A 17,019-nucleotide genomic window follows, 5' to 3' on the forward strand; every position below is an offset into this window, starting at 1 on the left:
TGACCCGCGGTTTTGAGACTTAGAAAAAACACCTATGCTGCCTGTCCTCTATATTCAATAGGGGACAGGTAGTTTAATTTTGCCTGAATGCGTATTTCGTTATAATAACTCATATATTGATTTACGATATTTACTAACTTACAATGAGAAAGAGAAGATCTTTTTTGATCTTTGAATCCTTCCGACTTTAGCGAGGAGTGAAAGGATTCGATGACGGCATTATCATGGCAGTTTCCCTTTCGGGACATGCTTGTGATCATGCCGTTTTCTTTTGCCATATTCTGAAACGCATAGGAGGTATACACAGCCCCCTGATCCGTATGAATCATGATTCCTTCAGCTGGTTTTCTTTTTTCTAGAGCTTCCTGAAGGGTGCTTAAAACCAATTTAGTTTCCTGGCTTGTGCTCACCTTAAACGCTACAATTTCATTGTTGTACAAATCCATAATTGTCGACAGATAGACCATTGATGGACCATAAGGCAGATATGTAATATCTGTGACCCACTTCTCATTCGGCTTATCTGCTCTAAATTGCCGATTTAATAAGTTTTCAACAATAATATTGGTTTCTCCATTTAAGTATTTAGGTCGCTTCACCTTTATCTGGCATTGCACTTTGTATTTTTGCATAATTCTTTGGACTGTCTTCCGATTAACATCAACCCGATGATTTCGTTTGAGAAGAGCTTTAATTTTCCGGTGACCATAACGAAAATGATTTTCCTCGCAAAGATGTACTATAAGCTCTTCTAATGGACTCATTATGGTGTGAATATACTTTTTCTTCCACCGATAATAAGTAGCTTTTGGTACTTCCAAGGTACCTAAAATACTGATTATAGAATACACAGAAGACAGCTCCTCTACGACTTTTAACACGACTTGCGGCTCCAGCTCCTTTCTATCTCTTGGTACTTTTTTAAAATATCCAGCTGCATCTCCAATTGTTTATTCTTCCTTCTTAATTCATCTACTTCACTTAATTCGTCTGGCCCCTTACCATACGTGTATTGTTTGCCTACGGGCTGAGAAAACCGGTGAACCTGACCTTCTCTATGCCATTTCATCCAAGTTTTGATTTGTGAAACATTTCTAATTCCGAGCTGTTCCATAATTGCCTGATTGCTTAATCCCTTTTGCTTTAACTTAATCGCTTCCCACTTTATTTCTTCTGGATAATGAACTCTTGTCCCCATAAGAAAAACACCTCCAAAAATCGTATAGATATTAAATACGATTCAGGGGGTGTTTTTTCCTTGTCTCATTTTACTGGGTCACTCTAAATCTCCAAGCGTTTTTTTTATTTTTATTTGTCTGAAATACCCGCCTGCATTTTGTAATTTCTAACGAGCATGCCGTTGGATTTAAGCATTCCAAACTTCTCATAATAAGGAACTAAGTCATCATCACAACACAAGTCAACCATATAAATATCATCAAGCTCTTCTAACATTAGCTTTACTAACTCTTTGCCAATGCCTTTATTTTTATACTCCGGCAAAACTTCAAGGAACGGAATGTAAGCAGATAGAACTCCATCACTGATGGCCGTAATAAATCCAACTACTTGATTAGTATTTTCATCTAAAGCTATGACAACTTTACTGCTGTTTTTTAACAGTTTTAAGTGAGTTTGTGGATTTGGAGGATTGGGCCAATCCACAAAAAAACCTTTTAACATATCAGACGTAATCTCATTAAGACAATTTTTGTATATCATCATTTATCAACTCCTAATTTACTTTTTTATTATTAGGCAGATGATATATCAAAAGTAAAGTAACAAAGAAATGACCTCCAAACAATTCTTGGAATACTATAAGATATTCGACTTTAAAACCAGAAGTCCTTTATTTTGCAACTTTTTGTAACGAAACTATTTATCTAAGGCAGATTATATCCTTCTAATCAAATACCCTATCAGCAGTTCCTAAACATGTGTGCAGGGGTTAGTTCCTTACAATCGGCAGTTTTTTAATAGCTTTCACGAAAGTTATAAAGGGATGTCTAATACAGAACCATTAACCAAGTGTAACGTTCCCTTTCTTCTTGACAGCCATCCACCACCTCACTATATACATTCTCCGATGTACCGTTGTACTTTGTAAAAGATATTCCAGGCAGATCGGCTGGTTCATACTCTGATGAAGGCAGCCATTCAGAATAAATTTTTGCGGTTGTTTCTTGAAGTGTAGAAGGAAATGGTCCCTGGTTTGGGAAAATGGCCCATAAACTCTCTTCTATTGTAATTTGCTCCAGATCATCGAATGGATTTTCCTGTGTAGTTGCAAAGCCGATCATATGTGTTAAATGCCCTTTTTCTTCCAAGAAGCCATCATCAAAATCATACGATACATTCAGCACTTGATGGAGGTATAAATCGGCTAATTGATGCATTTCTTTTCTTTGCTGTTCCGAAATCGTTTTGGCCAGTTCGACGATAGCATTATTTTCACCTTCGAATTGAATTGGGACCCTTTTTGATACTCCAACGATATTAAATTTCTCTTTCTTTTCAATCTTAAATTCCATCGATATTCCTCCTTTTATATCCATAAAGAATGTGAATTTGGGAAATGACTTTTGAATTTTATTTTTAATAACCTCTGAAGGCAAAAAACCATTCCATTCCCGAAAGGCTCTTGAAAATCCTTCAATGGATTGATAGCCATATTTGTAGGCAATATCGGTCACTTTTGCTCCGTTTATCAGTTCAGCATTCGCAGCCGATAATCTCCTATTTTTGATGTATTCATTCAAAGACATTCCGGCCATATATGAAAACATTCTTTTGAAATGATAGTCGGATAGCCCGACAATTTTTGATATTTGCTTCCCGGAGATTTCTTCGGTCAAATGCGCTTCAATATAATCCATTAACTGATTGAATTGGTGTAACATTCATTTCCCTCCTTACAAATACATCATATCGATAATATTCATCATTCACTCGATATTTTATATACGGAATGCATCGGACCCAATTCTATTATACAATTCAGCTTTGTTAGTATAAGGGAGCTTTCAGCTTACTATGCTATTTTGACAAGAAAAAAAGCACACCAATTAATATGTTAATTGGTATGCTCAGTCCTATTCTTTTTAGAATCGCGTTATTTTAAGAAAGGTTTCATGTTAGATTTCTTTGGATCAATTGTAAATCGGTAAACCGGCAATTCCTGCCCGACTTCAGAAGGGATGTAGCCGAATGTCGTGTAACTGTCTACGGACTCAGGCTCGAGCGAGAGGGAAAGCAGATTGGTTTGAGGCTGAGCTGTTAAAAATACATAGCTGCCTTTTGGGAACGTAATGTCCTTCTTCGTCAGCTCGGTTTCAACTTCTACAAGCTCTCTGCCTTCATATTTCCCTGCACCTTCCTTAGAAGTTACTGTAAAGCCTTCAGCAGGAAGCTTGACATTTTTCGGAAGCTTAAAGCCCTGTATTCCTTGTGCCTTTAATTTTTCCGCGATGTCCTCATGACCCGGCTTTATTAAATAAGCAGTAGGTCTATCCCTTACCAAAGTAGGCTCTGCATCGGTAGCACTTAAGTAGTTAACAGGGATATCCTGAACCGTGCCGGTTGCGATGTCTACCATTTCCAGTGTTTCATTCTCTAATTCTTTGTTTTCACTATCAATGATGATCGGATCATTGTCATTTGGCAGCAAGCCCTTTTTGATCAGATTCAATCTTTCAAATGCGACCAGATTTTTGATTTGTCTTGCATGGCTGGCTGTCTGCTTCAAAATGCTCTCATGAGTAGCAATTTGGGCGTTCACTCTGCGCTCGAAATCTTCACGGCCGATGCCAATGCCTCTGCTTTCTACGAGGAAGGAGAATGCTGGCTGCAGCCCGAATGAATTGCGGCCAATCCTTGGTTCAGTGGAGCCTTCAATAATCTCAATTTCACCCTGGTCATCCAGGCCGGCTGTATAGTAGATTTCCGCGGAGATGCCTTTACTTTCAAGCTCTTCCATGGCAGGTTCGACGAATAAACTATCAGATGTTTGTCGGATTTTTTCAGGGATATTGAGGTTTCGGCCAGACTGGATCAAAATATCGTGATACTTCAATGCACCCTGTTCGCCTACCTGGTCGAAAGCGCTGCTGTACACAGAATATTCATGAGCATCAATAACGACTTCAGGTGAATATTTATTGAATTCATCATGTATGGCCTGAACCTCAGGTGATTCAAGCTTGATATGATCACGGTTACCGTCAAGTCCGTTGGCAAGCTGTCTTTTAAAATCAAAAGAACCATCAGGATTCACCCTTGGAATGACGATCACATTGATATCATCCAGAATCTCTTTGCCTAAATCCCCTGTAAGTCTATTTGCCAAAGCAAGGATGGATTCACCGCTGGCTGGCTCGTTGCCATGGATCTGGCTCTGAACCCATACAATCGGCTTTTTGGATAAATAGCCCGGTTTGATCTTCTTGTCCTTTGTGAAATAAAGGGCTGGTATGTCACGGCCTTCCTGAGATGTTCCGATCGTTTTCACAGTGAGGAATGGGCTTTTCGCTTCAAGCTGTTTTATGTATGACATCATTTCTTCCTGAGAAGTGAATGCTTCGCCCTCTCTGGCAAAAGCAGGAGTATTATCCTTTACTTCAATGGCAGTGAATAGGTGTCTGACCTGTTCAGGCTGGCTGTATGTTTTCCCGTAGTAGGGAGTTTCAGCCTGGACGGCAGGTGCAGCCAGTAAGGCAGCTGACAGAATGACCGGGATCGTGCGTTTTTTTACTAGTTTTTTCATTGGTTAACTTTCCTCCTCTTCTCATTTAAAACCTATAATAGATTAATAGAGTTTTTAGTGTCAAAAGATTTAGAATAGTATAAAATGCGGAGTTTAAAATTAAATTTCTATTAATAAAAGTTAGTGTAGGTGATTAGTTCTAAAATATTTCGAAGAACGAAATAGAAGAACGTGTAACTAGCAAATATTCCCTACCTTCTTTCTCCCTAAAAACAGTGCTTTCGGTGGGGGAGTAAAAGAAGAAATTTATAAATTTTCTGAAAATAAGTTGATTAATTTTCGAGATTGTTTATACTAAACTTGTAACATACCGACCGGTCAGTTAGTGAAGGAGGACAGGTATTTGGATTTCACATACTCACCAAAGGTACAGGAGCTCATCGAAAAATTAAATGTATTTATGGAAGAAAACGTTTATCCAAATGAAGCATTTTATGAACAGCAATTGAATGCCCAGGAATCCCGCTGGAGTGCCATTCCGCCGATTATGGAAAGCTTGAAAAACAAAGCGAAGGAAGCTGGATTGTGGAATCTTTTTTTACCGGAAAGCGACTATGGCGCAGGCCTCACTAATGTGGAGTATGCGCCGCTTTGCGAGATTATGGGGCGTTCCATGATCGCGCCGGAAATCTTCAATTGCAATGCACCTGATACCGGCAACATGGAAGTGCTTGCAAGATACGGCACCGAACAGCAGAAAAATGCGTGGTTAAAGCCGCTTCTAGAAGGAGAAATCCGATCCTGCTTTTCGATGACAGAGCCGGATGCAGCCTCTTCTGATGCCACAAATATCGAAGCGCGGATTGAAAAGCAGGGTGCTGAGTATGTCATTAATGGACGGAAATGGTGGTCCTCCGGCGCAGGCGATCCTCGATGCCGAATTGCGATTGTTATGGGAAAAACCGATCCAGCCGCCAGCCGCCATGAGCAGCAATCGATGATCCTCGTTCCGCTGGATACTCCGGGAGTGAAAATAGAGAGGATGCTTCCGGTGTTCGGCTATGATCACGCTCCCCATGGCCATGCGGAAATTACATACGATAATGTCAGAGTTCCCGCTGATAACATCATTTGGGGTGAAGGAAAAGGGTTTGCCATTGCACAGGGGAGGCTCGGGCCGGGACGGATCCATCATTGCATGAGGCTGATCGGGGCAGCAGAGCGTGCGCTTGAAGAGTTATGTAAGCGTGTTCAAAATCGGGTTGCCTTTGGAAAACCGCTTTCCGCTCAGGGAGTCATACAGGAATGGATTGCAGATTCGCGAATTGAGATTGAGCAGGCCAGGCTTTTAACGCTTAAAGCGGCCCATATGATGGATACAGCCGGAAATAAAGCGGCGAAAACCGAGATTGCTATGATCAAAGTTGTAGCCCCATCCATGGCACTTAAGGTGATTGACCGGGCAATCCAGGCTTTTGGAGCAGCAGGAGTCTCGGAGGATGTACCGCTTGCGGCATTGTGGGCAAATGCCAGAACGCTGAGATTGGCAGACGGGCCAGATGAAGTCCACCGGGCACAGATTGCAAAGCTGGAATTGAAAAAATACCAATAGGAGCTGAAAAATCATGAAGGTGTTGGAACTCTTTGACCTTACCGGAAAAACGGCACTGATTACTGGAGGAGGGCGGGGGCTGGGTGCCCAGATTGCCGAAGGCTTTGCAGAAGCAGGGGCAAATATTGTGCTCTGTTCCAGAAAAGTGGAGGCCTGCCAGGAAACGGCTGACCGCCTTGCAGCCCTTGGTGTGAAAACATTAGCTCTTCCTTGTGATATCAGCAAACAGGAAGATGTCCTGAAAGCGGTCGAAGAAACAGTTAGGGAATTCGGAAGTATTGATATTTTGGTTAACAACAGCGGGGCCACATGGGGAGCTCCCGCCGAGGAGATGCCGCTTGAAGCCTGGCAAAAGGTAGTCAATGTAAACGTGACAGGAACATTTCTAATGAGCCAGGCTGCCGGCAAAGTCATGATCGGGCAAGGCTCAGGAAAAATCATCAATATTGCTTCTGTTGCCGGACTTGGAGGCACTGACCCCCGTGTGATGGATACAATCGGCTATAACACCAGCAAAGGGGCTGTCATCACGATGACAAAGGACCTGGCTGTCAAATGGGGGAGATATGGCATCAATGTGAACGCCATTGCGCCTGGCTTTTTTCCTACTAAAATGTCATCGGCGATTATGGAGCAGGGTAGGGACCCGATCCTTGCGTCAACACCGCTCAGACGCTTCGGTTCTGAGGATGATCTGAAAGGGGCTGCATTGTTCCTGGCTTCCAATGCTTCCAACTATGTAACGGGAGATGTATTAATTGTGGATGGCGGAACACATGCCATGTAAAATGAGCAAATTTTGGAGGGGATTATGATGAGCGAGAAGAAAACCTGGCATTCCCGATATCCTGATTTAATTGCAGCCGAAGTAACCATTCCGGTTAAATCGATGCCTGAAATGCTTCAGGAAGTGACAGCGATGTATCCGCAAAATAATGCTCTATCTTTTTATGGCCAAAAGATGAATTACGCAGAGCTGCATAAAGCCGTATATGGATTTGCTGCATCCCTGCAGAAAAATGGTGTTCAAAAAGGCGACCGTGTGGCCATTATGCTGCCCAATTGTCCTCAATATGTGATTGCATATTATGGAATCCTTGCGGCAGGGGCGATTGTTACTCAAGTGAACCCGATGCTGGTTGAACGGGAGCTTGAGCATATTATGAATGACTCAGGTGCCGAAACCCTTGTCGTGTTTGATGCCCTATATCCGCGAGTTAAGACGGTTCAAGGCAGAACAACGATCAGAAAAATCGTTGTAGTCAGTCTGCAGCCGACAGAAGCCGATTTTTCACAGGACAAATCATTCGAAGACTTCTTACAGGAAGGCAATGGACAATTCACTCCAGTCAGCATTGATCCCCAGCAGGATATTGCAGTCCTTCAATACACCGGCGGCACAACCGGCCGATCGAAAGGAGCCATGCTGACACATTTCAATATTCTTGCTAATGTAATCCAATCTTATGAATTTTTTAAAGAAAGGACGGAAATAGGCGGTGAGAAGTTTTTAACCGTCATTCCGCTGTTCCACGTATTCGGCATGACAGCCTGCATGAACTTTGCGATCTATACAGCGAATGAATCGATACTTTTGCCCCGCTTTGATTTGGAGGAAGTGCTGGATACCATCAAAAATGAGCAGCCTTCTGTCTTTCCGGGTGTCCCGACCATGTATGTGGCCATAACGAATCATCCCCGTGCAGAGGAATTTGGCATTGACAGCATTGAAACCTGCAATAGCGGCAGCGCGCCCATGCCTGTTGAACTTCTGCGTGATTTTGAAAAAAAGACGGGTGCCAAAATTCTCGAAGGCTATGGTTTATCGGAGGCTTCACCAGTTACACACTGCAATCCGCCTTTTTCAGAAAGAAAGCCTGGGAGCGTCGGAATCGGCTTTCCTTCAACCGATTATAAAGTAGTCGATCTGGCCACAGGAACTGAAGAGGTTCCGAATGGAGAACTGGGTGAGGTTATCATCAAGGGTCCGCAAATTATGAAAGGGTATTGGAATATGCCTGAAGAGACAGCCGTCACCTTACGGGAAGGATGGCTCTACACCGGTGATATTGCCAAAATGGATGAAGACGGTTTTTTATATATCGTCGACCGCAAAAAGGATCTGATCATTGCAGGAGGCTATAATATTTATCCGCGTGATATTGAGGAAGTGCTCTATGAGCATCCGGCTGTCCAGGAGGCTGTAGTTATTGGCGTCCCGGATGCCTACCGGGGTGAAACGGTAAAAGCTTTCGTCGTGCTGAAAGCCGGCCAAACAGCTTCGGCAGATGAAATCATTTCCTACTGCAGGCAGAACCTGGCAGCCTATAAAATCCCGTCAGCAGTGGAATTCCGTTCTGAGCTTCCAAAGACCAATGTAGGAAAAATCCTGCGGAGAGCATTGCGGGATGAAGTCCTGAATCAATAGTTATATGGTATAATGCTGTCGATATTTTCTAACAGAGAAGCGGGGACTGACATTGAAAGAAAAAATTACAGAAAAAAGCATCCAGCTATTTGATCAAAAGGGATTCAGCGAGACATCGATTCAGGATATTGTCGACAGCCTCGGTGTGACGAAAGGAACCTTTTATTACTATTTTTCCAGTAAAGAAGAACTTCTCATGGACATCCATATTCGCTATATAGATGACATGCTCGCCAATCAGCACAAAATCCTCAGTGATGAGTCAAAATCCAGCAAAGACAAACTCCTGGCGATTGTTCAAATGCTGCTGGGCAATATTAAAACCCAGGGCGCCAGCGCAAAAGTCTTCTTTCGGGAGATGCGCAACCTTAGTCAAGAAAGCCTATCGGAAATCATCCCAAAAAGAGACCAATTCAGACTGAACATTGAAAAATTAATAGAAGAAGGCAAGCAAAACGGAGAGTTTCGTGCAAACCTCAACTCTCCGATTATCGCCTTTGGGATCTTAGGCATCACCAATTGGAGCTACCAATGGTTCAATCCGGAGGGTAGCATATCTGATAAGGAAGTGGCCGAGATCTTTACGGAAATGATTTTAAAGGGGATAGAAATTTAGATATCCAGAGAGAAGGTCAAGAGGCCTCTTCTTACCTTTATCATACCAACTGGTCAGTATAAGGAGGAGATAACATGAATGCAAATGATATTAAGCAAATTACCGTTATCGGTGCAGGGCAGATGGGCCACCAGATCGGGATGCTCTGTGCACTGGGAGGCTATGAAACTATTATTCAGGATTTAAGCGAAGGCGCATTGCACGATGCAGAAGCAAAGCTCCAGACGATTATGTCTAAATGGGTTATAAAGGGAAAACTTGCGGAAGATGCGAAAGCCGCTGCTTTTAATAGGCTGCGCTTTTCCAGGAGCCTTAAGGAAAGTGCAGCCAAAGCCGATTTGATCATTGAAGCCGTAACGGAAAAGCTTGATATAAAGAAAGAGGTTTTCAGGAAATTAGAGCAGCATGCTCCTCCACATGCCATTTTTGCAACCAATAGTTCAACCATCGTCAATAGTTTAATAGCTGGTGAGACGGAGCGGCCTGATAAGGTCGTGAATATGCATTTCTTCTTCCCGCCTCTGGTGATGGATTGTGTGGAAGTCGTGATGAGTGAACAGACGTCAGAGGAAACGGCACAAATGGCGATGGAAGTCTGTGAAAAGATTAATAGAACTGCCGTCCTGCTCAAAAAAGAAATTTCCGGCTTTGTCGCAAACCGCATACTTGGTGCGCTACAAAAAGAGGCAGTGGCTCTGTATGAACAGGGCATCGCAGACTATAAAGATATCGATATCATTTGCCGGAAAGCCTTGAACCACCCGATCGGCCCATTTGAGCTCATGGATTTATCCGGACTGGATGTAGCCTATTATGTAATGGATCAGCGCTATCGCGAGACAGGAGATCCTGGTGATAAGCCATTCGACTGTGTGGCCGAAAAAGTAAAAAAGGGAGAATTAGGAAGAAAAACAGGCAAGGGATGGTACGAATATCCTTCCAATAAGGTGAGGAGATAAGGGGTGACATCATGCATGAAATGCAGGTAACAGTCAGGTTTTGCGAGACGGATGCACTTGGCCATATCAATAATACCAGTTATTTTATCTATCTCGAAGAAGCAAGGGTGAAATATTTCAACACACTCGGCTACAGCATGGATGTGAAAAACTGGAGCTTTATCCTGGCCTCCACAAAGTGCGACTTTTTAAGCCAGGGATATTTTAACCAAATCCTTACGGTGAAAACCTGGGTATCAAGGATTGGCAGCAAAAGCTTTCAGCTCGATCATGAAATTGTCTGCACCCAGACGGGAAATCTCCTTGCCAAAGGGAACGCCATTATTGTCTATTTTGATTTCGTGGAACAGGAAAGTGCTGTAATACCTGATCTTCTTCGTGAAAGTCTAAAGCAAAACCTAATAGAAACATAAAAAATCGGAATTTTCCAATAAAAAAGGAGGGCCACATGCCGAAGCAAATGTTCAAGGATACCATTCCCGTCAGAATAGGAGAACAATTGAACACAGCAGAATTGGATAAATTCCTGCGGAGCGAAATCGGGAATCTTCCAAATGAGCCGCTCGAGATCCTGCAGTTCCATGCCGGTCACTCCAATTTGACGTATCAGTTGAGAATAGGAGATTGGGAGGCTGTGCTCCGCAGGCCGCCGCTTGGTCCGGTCGCACCGAAAGCTCATGACATGGAGAGGGAGTTCAAAGTGATTTCAGAGATTCATCCCTTTTTCAGGGAAGCTCCAAAGCCTCTACTATTCACAAATAGAAGAGAAATCATCGGGGCGCCATTTTTCATAATGGAAAGGCGGCATGGGGTTGTTATTGATACTTCCTTCCCTGAAGATATGGAACCTGATGAGGATGTTTGCAGGAGACTCTCTCAGCTTATGACAGATAAGCTGGCTGAACTTCATTCTATTGACTATAAAAAGACCGGTTTAGCAGCTATCAGCAATCCCAATGGATTTATGGAAAGACAGGTGAACGGCTGGATTGGCCGTTTCGAGCGTGCAAGGACGGATCTTATTAATGATGCGGATCAGCTGAAAAACTGGCTGATTCGCTATATCCCGGTAAGCCCTGAGCCAGCCGTCATCCATTATGATTACAAATTGAACAATGCGATGTTTAATAAGGATTTAACAGAAATGACGGGCCTGTTCGATTGGGAGATGGCTACAGTGGGCGATCCGCTGGCTGACCTTGGCGCTGCGATGAGCTATTGGATTCAGGAAGACGATCCCGAAATGCTCAAGTTTGGTTTAGGAAAACCGCCGGTAACTATTTTAAAGGGATTTTACTCCCGCAGAGAATTTATGGAGGCCTATGCTAATAAGACCGGACGTGATCTTTGCAGCATGAATTTTTATTTAACATTTGCTTACTTCAAGCTTGCTGTCATTTGCCAGCAAATTTATTACCGCTTTCGAAAAGGACAGACATCTGATCCGCGCTTTTCACAGTTCAATCAATTTGTGAATGTCCTCCTGCAGCATGCTGTCCAGGCTGCAGATGAGAAAATTTAAGAAAGAGAGTGAATCCGAAAATGGAAAAAGTAAATACAGCCAATACTGGTGCAGGCTTTTTGTTCACAAAGCTGAATCCTGACAGACTTTTCACCCCGGAGGACTTCACAGATGAGCATATCTTAATCGGAAGAACGGCTAAACAATTTACGGAAAAAATGGTTCACCCTGTAAAGGACGAGATTGAAAGCCAGAATTTTGAACTGGTTACAGATTTACTGAAGAAAGCAGGCAATCTTGGCCTGCTTGCTCATAGCATTCCCGAGAAATATGGCGGTCTGGGCCTCGATAAAATCAGCAAAGGAATTGTTGGTGAAAATATTGCCTCGTCAGGAGGATATGGAGTAGCCCATTCGAACCATACCTGCATAGCAACCCTGCCGGTCACTTACTTTGGAACGCCTGAGCAAAAAGATAAATATTTGCCAAAACTTGCAGCAGGGGAATACATTGGCGCATACTGCCTGACAGAACCGAACGCAGGATCTGATGCCCTATCCTCTCAGACTGCGGCTGTTTTAAATGAAGAAGGAACCCATTATATTTTGAATGGCACCAAAGTTTATATTACGAACGCGGTATTTTCTGATACATTCATTGTTTATGCGAAGGTGGACGGCCAGCATTTTACAGCCTTTATCGTCGAACGGGACACACCAGGTCTATCCCTTGGCCCGGAAGAAAATAAGATGGGAATCAAAGGGTCTTCAACGCGATCGGTCATTCTTGAAGATTGTCCTGTACCTGCGGAAAATTTGCTTGGGGAAGTGGGTAAAGGCCATATCATTGCATTGAGTGTCTTAAATTTGGGCCTCTTCAATTTAGGGTCAGCGTGCATGGGTGCAGCAAAATCCGGATTGAAGAAAGCCGTCCAGTTTACAGGGGAAAGAAAGCAATTTGGAAAATCAATCGCATATTTCCCTGCAACAAAGGAAAAAACAGCGAAGATGGCAGCCAGAATTTATGCGGCTGAATCCTTGCAGTACCGGACTGCCAGCCTGCTGGAAGAATCACTGGGAGACTTATACGACTCATCTGATTTAAAGCTTATTGGAAAAAGAATGAGTGAATATGCCACTGAATGTGCGATTTGTAAGGTGTTTGGCTCTGAGACGCTGGATTATACGGCAGATGAAGCCTTGCAGCTTCATGGCGGAGCGGGATATATCAAGGAATACGGTGTGGAACAAATGTATCGCGATTCCCGCATTAACCGTATTTTTGAGGGAACCAATGAGATTAATAGACTGCTCATTCCTACACATCTTTTCCGAAAAGCGCTGAAGGGTGAACTCAATTTAGCCGCGCGAGTGGAGGAAGCGATTGTTCAGCTCAGCAATCCGGAACCAATCGGCCCGGCGATTTTCGAGAAAGAGAGAGCAGCGGTTGATACAATCAGAAACCTATTCCTTCTGAATGCCGGACTTGCTTATGAAGAATTTGGCAGCACCCTTGTTCATGAACAGGAAGCCTTAATGAAGCTTGCTGATCTCGCCATTAGCCTGTATGCAGCTGAATCTGCTGTATATCGGACATACAAAGGCATTCTGAAAAATGGAGAAGAAAAGGAAGAATTGAAAATTGGGCTGACAAGGACTTTTCTCGAAGGAGCCATTTGGAAAGCTGAAAGGCTATCCCGAAAGCTGGTGACAGAATTGGCTGCAGATGAGAAGAGGGAAGTGCTGACCGAATTAGTGATCCGGGAATGCAGCAGGTTCAGCAGCTTTGGGAAAGAAAGTGCGAGGAACCGGAGAATCGCAGATCTCATTAATAAAAAAGGCGAATATTGCTGCTAGAAAAAGGAGTGTTTGAAAATGAAAGCCATTCAATTCAAAGAATATGGGGGACCTGAAGTCCTTGACTTGATCGAACTGGATCGTCCGCAGCCGACTGGGCGGGAAGTATTAATCGAGGTGCATGCCATCGGTGTGAACTATGCCGATACCGCAAGAAGAGAAGGGCAATATGTGGTGCCGACACCCCTGCCGTTCATTCCTGGTGCAGAGGTGGCGGGTGTTGTTGCGGCAGCAGGGGAAGAAGCGAGTATCCCGGTTGGCACCAGAGTGGTGACCTTAATAGAATCAGGCGGCTATTCGGAGTATGTCACGGCTGATGAAAGAGGTCTGATTCCCCTGCCGGAAGGACTTGATTTCCAGCTTGCTGCGGCACTCCCCCTTCAAGGACTGAGCGCCTATCATATTTTAAAAACGATGGGCCGGATTGAAGCAGGAGAAAGCGTTCTTGTCCATGCAGCCGCAGGAGGAGTAGGAACACTTGCCGTTCAGCTCGCCAAATTATTCGGCTCCGGAACAGTTATTGCTACAGCGAGCACAGATGAAAAACTCCAGCTTGCAAAAGAAATGGGGGCAGATGTCCTTGTCAACTACACAAATGAAGGCTGGGAAAAGGAAGTGCTAGATGCTACAGGCGGAAAAGGAGTAAATGTGGCGCTCGAAATGGCAGGCGGTGAAATTTTTAATAAAACCCTGAAATGCCTTGCCACCTTTGGCCGCCTAGTTATCTATGGGGTTGCAAGCGGAGAGCAGAGCCGATTTTACCCTTCTTCCTTAATGGGGCGGAACCAATCAGTCATCGGATTCTTCCTGCCTCAAATTATGAGAAAGCCTGAGCTGCTGCAGCCGAGCTTGAAGGAATTATTATCTTACACAGCCCAAGGGAAGCTGAAGCTGACCATTGGTGAGGTTCATCCTCTTGAGGACGCTGCCAAGGTTCATGAACGAATGCAGTCGAGGCAAACAATAGGAAAGTTGATTCTTGTGCCTTCAAGATAATAGGGAAGCCTGCCATCATCAAGTGGCAGGCTTTTTTTCTATTAAACTGACAGGATTAAAGGGATATGTATCGAACATTAATAATATTGGTGGTGATTTCAATTGGAAAAAGAAGAGATAAAGAAAAAGGTGCAAAATACATTCGGCAAAAATGCAGAAAAATATGTAACAAGCAAAATTCATGGAGATACCACTGAATTAGACCAGCTTGTGCAAACCCTGAATCCGCAAAAGGACTGGGTGGTACTGGATATTGCCACCGGCGGCGGACATGTCGCTAAAAGTCTGGCACCCTATGTTTCCCAGGTCTTCGCAGCGGATTTGACAAAAGAAATGCTTGAGAATACTGCTCGCCATCTGAAAAACTATAAAAATATTACGTTTATCGTTGCCGATGCGGAAGACCTGCCCTTTCTGGATGAATCCTTTGATGCTGTCACCTGCCGGATTGCGCCCCACCATTTTCCCCATCCGCAAAAATTCATTGCCGAAGCAGGCAGAGTTTTAAAACCGAGAGGACGCTTTCTGTTAGTTGACAATGTATCACCCGAAGAAAAAGAGCTGGCAGATTATATGAACACAGTAGAGAAACTGCGGGACGATAGTCATTGCCGGTGCCTGTCTGTGTCAGAGTGGAGAGGGCTGTTTACGGAATCCGGAATGAATGAAGCCGTAACAAAGAACAGGAAGAAAACCTTCGAGTTTCCCTCCTGGGTGAGACGGACAGCTGAAAGTGATAAACAGATCAGGGCAGTTGAAGAATTTATTCTGAAGGCTGATCAGGCTGCTGTGGAATATTTTCAAATTGAACTACAAGAAGGCAAGGTCCAATCCTTTAGAGTGGATGAATGGATGGCCCTTTGCGTAAAACAATAGGAGGAATTGATAATGGATTTAAACCTGAAAAATAAAAAAGCGCTTGTCGTGGCTTCAAGCCAGGGCCTAGGAAAAGCAGTAGCTGCACAGCTGGCAAAAGAAGGCGCCAAGGTCATGATTACAAGCAGGGACGAAGCAAAACTGAAGAGCGTTCAACAGGAATTCCGAGAACAATTTAATGCTGATGTTGAGTATTGCCGTGCAGATGTTACGGATTCTGCGGATATAAAAAAACTGATTCAGCATACGGCCGAAACTCTTGGGGGAATTGATATATTAATCAATAATGCCGGAGGGCCTCCAGGGGGAACATTTGAAACCTTAACAGATGAAGATTGGGAAAAAGCGTTTCAGCTGAATCTATTAAGCCATGTCAGGCTGATCCGTGAAGCCCTTCCTGAATTAAAGAAAAATGGCGGCAGGATCATCAATATAGCATCTTCAAGCATAAAACAGCCGATCCCGGGACTGCTCCTGTCCAATACCTTCCGGCTGGGAATTGTCGGGATGACCAAAACACTATCAGCGGAATTGGCAGATTACAATATTTTAATCAACACAGTCGCACCGGGAAGAATCGCGACTGACCGGGTTGATTACCTGGATCAGCATACGGCAGACAGGGAAAAAATCTCGAAGGAGGAAGTGTCAGAAAGAGCCAAAAGCAAAATTCCGCTTCGCCGATACGGTACTCCGGAAGAATTTGCGAATGTTGTCACCTTCCTTGCTTCCGATGCCAGCAGCTACGTGACTGGCAGCTCGATTTTAGTGGATGGGGGGATGGTGCAAGCTTTATAGGACGGGGAGTTGGGATAGGGCCATATGGATTAACTTCGGACATAGAAAGCAGGAAACTGCGGTTTAGAGTCGGAACTCGGATCCACTTCGGACACAAAGAGCAGGAAACCGCGGTTTAGAGTCGGAACTTAGGTCAACTTCGGACACAAAGAGCAGGAAACCGCGGTTTAGAGTCGGAACTTGGATCCACTTCGGACACAAAAAGCAGGAAACTGCGGTTTTGTGTCGGAACTTGGATCCACTTCGGCACAAAAAGCAGGAAACTGCGGTTTAGAGTCGGAACTTGGATCAACTTCGGACACAAAGAGCAGGAAACCGCGGTTTAGAGTCGGAACTTAGGTCAACTTCGGACACAAAGAGCAGGAAACTGCGGTTTAGAGTCGGAACTCGGATCCACTTCGGACACAAAAAGCAGGAAACTGCGGTTTAGAGTCGGAACTTAGGTCAACTTCGGACACAAAAAGCAGGAAACCGCGGTTTAGAGTCGGAACTCGGATCTACTTCGGCACAAAAAGCAGGAAACCGCGGTTTAGAGTCGGAACTCGGATCCACTTCGGACACAAAGAGCAGGAAACCGCGGTTTAGAGTCGGAACTTGGATCCACTTCGGACACAAAAAGCAGGAAACTGCGGTTTAGAGTCGGAACTTAGGTCAACTTCGGACACAAAGAGCAGGAAACCGCGGTTTAGAGTCGGAACTTGAATCCACTTC

At 44.1% G+C, this 17,019-nt stretch carries 14 protein-coding genes and 1 pseudogene; 11 read left to right on the forward strand and 4 right to left on the reverse strand.

The window, feature by feature from the left end; genetic code table 11:
- Positions 1-32: 32 nt before the first annotated feature.
- The 4 genes and pseudogenes from AC6CHU_RS01235 to AC6CHU_RS01250 all read right to left on the reverse strand — a co-directional run bounded on the left by AC6CHU_RS01235 (position 33) and on the right by AC6CHU_RS01250 (position 4,765).
- Positions 33-1,198 (reverse strand): IS3 family transposase gene (locus tag AC6CHU_RS01235; protein ID WP_498119714.1). Its coding sequence is split into 2 segments (ribosomal slippage): positions 33-922 and positions 922-1,198, totalling 1,167 coding nucleotides; the frame shifts between segments, so codons are not numbered across the junction.
- 110 nt (positions 1,199-1,308) lie between these two features.
- Entirely contained in the window at positions 1,309-1,722 is a 414-nt protein-coding gene (locus tag AC6CHU_RS01240; RefSeq protein ID WP_251283045.1) for a GNAT family N-acetyltransferase, read from the reverse strand.
- Positions 1,723-2,023: 301 nt separating this feature from the next.
- A pseudogene (locus AC6CHU_RS01245) lies at positions 2,024-2,903 on the reverse strand (AraC family transcriptional regulator).
- Positions 2,904-3,115: 212 nt separating this feature from the next.
- Positions 3,116-4,765 (reverse strand): M14 family metallopeptidase, encoded by a 1,650-nt coding sequence (locus AC6CHU_RS01250; RefSeq protein ID WP_498119716.1) that lies wholly within the window; start codon positions 4,763-4,765, stop codon positions 3,116-3,118.
- A gap of 343 nt (positions 4,766-5,108) precedes the next feature.
- Here AC6CHU_RS01250 and AC6CHU_RS01255 point away from each other — a divergent pair, with 343 nt between their 5' ends.
- The 11 genes from AC6CHU_RS01255 to AC6CHU_RS01305 all read left to right on the forward strand — a co-directional run bounded on the left by AC6CHU_RS01255 (position 5,109) and on the right by AC6CHU_RS01305 (position 16,308).
- The gene (locus AC6CHU_RS01255; protein ID WP_498119718.1) at positions 5,109-6,317 is read left to right on the forward strand and encodes an acyl-CoA dehydrogenase; all 1,209 of its coding nucleotides are present in this window, start codon (positions 5,109-5,111) and stop codon (positions 6,315-6,317) included.
- Positions 6,318-6,330: 13 nt separating this feature from the next.
- Positions 6,331-7,104, forward strand: a complete 774-nt coding sequence (locus AC6CHU_RS01260; RefSeq protein WP_498119720.1) for an SDR family oxidoreductase — start codon at positions 6,331-6,333, stop codon at positions 7,102-7,104.
- Between the two features lie 27 nt (positions 7,105-7,131).
- Positions 7,132-8,745, forward strand: a complete 1,614-nt coding sequence (locus AC6CHU_RS01265; RefSeq protein ID WP_498119722.1) for a long-chain-fatty-acid--CoA ligase — start codon at positions 7,132-7,134, stop codon at positions 8,743-8,745.
- 52 nt (positions 8,746-8,797) lie between these two features.
- Positions 8,798-9,361 carry a TetR/AcrR family transcriptional regulator gene (locus AC6CHU_RS01270; protein WP_159866265.1) on the forward strand — a complete coding sequence of 188 codons (564 nt, stop codon included), beginning with the start codon at positions 8,798-8,800 and terminating at the stop codon, positions 9,359-9,361.
- A gap of 74 nt (positions 9,362-9,435) precedes the next feature.
- Positions 9,436-10,320, forward strand: a complete 885-nt coding sequence (locus AC6CHU_RS01275) for a 3-hydroxyacyl-CoA dehydrogenase family protein (RefSeq protein WP_159866268.1) — start codon at positions 9,436-9,438, stop codon at positions 10,318-10,320.
- Between the two features lie 11 nt (positions 10,321-10,331).
- Positions 10,332-10,733, forward strand: a complete 402-nt coding sequence (locus AC6CHU_RS01280) for an acyl-CoA thioesterase (protein ID WP_159866271.1) — start codon at positions 10,332-10,334, stop codon at positions 10,731-10,733.
- 35 nt (positions 10,734-10,768) lie between these two features.
- Complete coding sequence (locus AC6CHU_RS01285) at positions 10,769-11,842, forward strand: phosphotransferase family protein (RefSeq protein ID WP_498119725.1); 1,074 nt, start codon at positions 10,769-10,771, stop codon at positions 11,840-11,842.
- 20 nt (positions 11,843-11,862) lie between these two features.
- Positions 11,863-13,638 carry an acyl-CoA dehydrogenase FadE gene (locus AC6CHU_RS01290; RefSeq protein WP_498119727.1) on the forward strand — a complete coding sequence of 592 codons (1,776 nt, stop codon included), beginning with the start codon at positions 11,863-11,865 and terminating at the stop codon, positions 13,636-13,638.
- 18 nt (positions 13,639-13,656) lie between these two features.
- Positions 13,657-14,634: a quinone oxidoreductase family protein gene (locus AC6CHU_RS01295; RefSeq protein WP_159866280.1), complete on the forward strand. Its 978-nt coding sequence runs from the start codon at positions 13,657-13,659 to the stop codon at positions 14,632-14,634.
- A gap of 102 nt (positions 14,635-14,736) precedes the next feature.
- Positions 14,737-15,510 (forward strand): class I SAM-dependent methyltransferase, encoded by a 774-nt coding sequence (locus tag AC6CHU_RS01300; protein WP_498119729.1) that lies wholly within the window; start codon positions 14,737-14,739, stop codon positions 15,508-15,510.
- 12 nt (positions 15,511-15,522) lie between these two features.
- A complete protein-coding gene (locus tag AC6CHU_RS01305; RefSeq protein WP_251282946.1) occupies positions 15,523-16,308 on the forward strand; it encodes an SDR family oxidoreductase in 786 nt (261 codons plus the stop codon).
- The last annotated feature ends 711 nt before the right edge of the window (positions 16,309-17,019 follow it).

It is taken from the genome of Cytobacillus sp. GQ23 (assembly GCF_059758675.1).

Excerpts from the sequence above, each read along its gene's own strand:
- AC6CHU_RS01240 (WP_251283045.1), bottom strand. The coding sequence starts at position 1,722 with ATGATATACAAAAATTGTCTTAATGAGATTACGTCTGATATGTTAAAA.
- AC6CHU_RS01250 (WP_498119716.1), bottom strand. The coding sequence starts at position 4,765 with ATGAAAAAACTAGTAAAAAAACGCACGATCCCGGTCATTCTGTCAGCT.
- AC6CHU_RS01260 (WP_498119720.1), top strand. The coding sequence starts at position 6,331 with ATGAAGGTGTTGGAACTCTTTGACCTTACCGGAAAAACGGCACTGATT.
- AC6CHU_RS01265 (WP_498119722.1), top strand. The coding sequence starts at position 7,132 with ATGAGCGAGAAGAAAACCTGGCATTCCCGATATCCTGATTTAATTGCA.
- AC6CHU_RS01275 (WP_159866268.1), top strand. The coding sequence starts at position 9,436 with ATGAATGCAAATGATATTAAGCAAATTACCGTTATCGGTGCAGGGCAG.
- AC6CHU_RS01280 (WP_159866271.1), top strand. The coding sequence starts at position 10,332 with ATGCATGAAATGCAGGTAACAGTCAGGTTTTGCGAGACGGATGCACTT.
- AC6CHU_RS01285 (WP_498119725.1), top strand. The coding sequence starts at position 10,769 with ATGCCGAAGCAAATGTTCAAGGATACCATTCCCGTCAGAATAGGAGAA.
- AC6CHU_RS01290 (WP_498119727.1), top strand. The coding sequence starts at position 11,863 with ATGGAAAAAGTAAATACAGCCAATACTGGTGCAGGCTTTTTGTTCACA.
- AC6CHU_RS01295 (WP_159866280.1), top strand. The coding sequence starts at position 13,657 with ATGAAAGCCATTCAATTCAAAGAATATGGGGGACCTGAAGTCCTTGAC.
- AC6CHU_RS01305 (WP_251282946.1), top strand. The coding sequence starts at position 15,523 with ATGGATTTAAACCTGAAAAATAAAAAAGCGCTTGTCGTGGCTTCAAGC.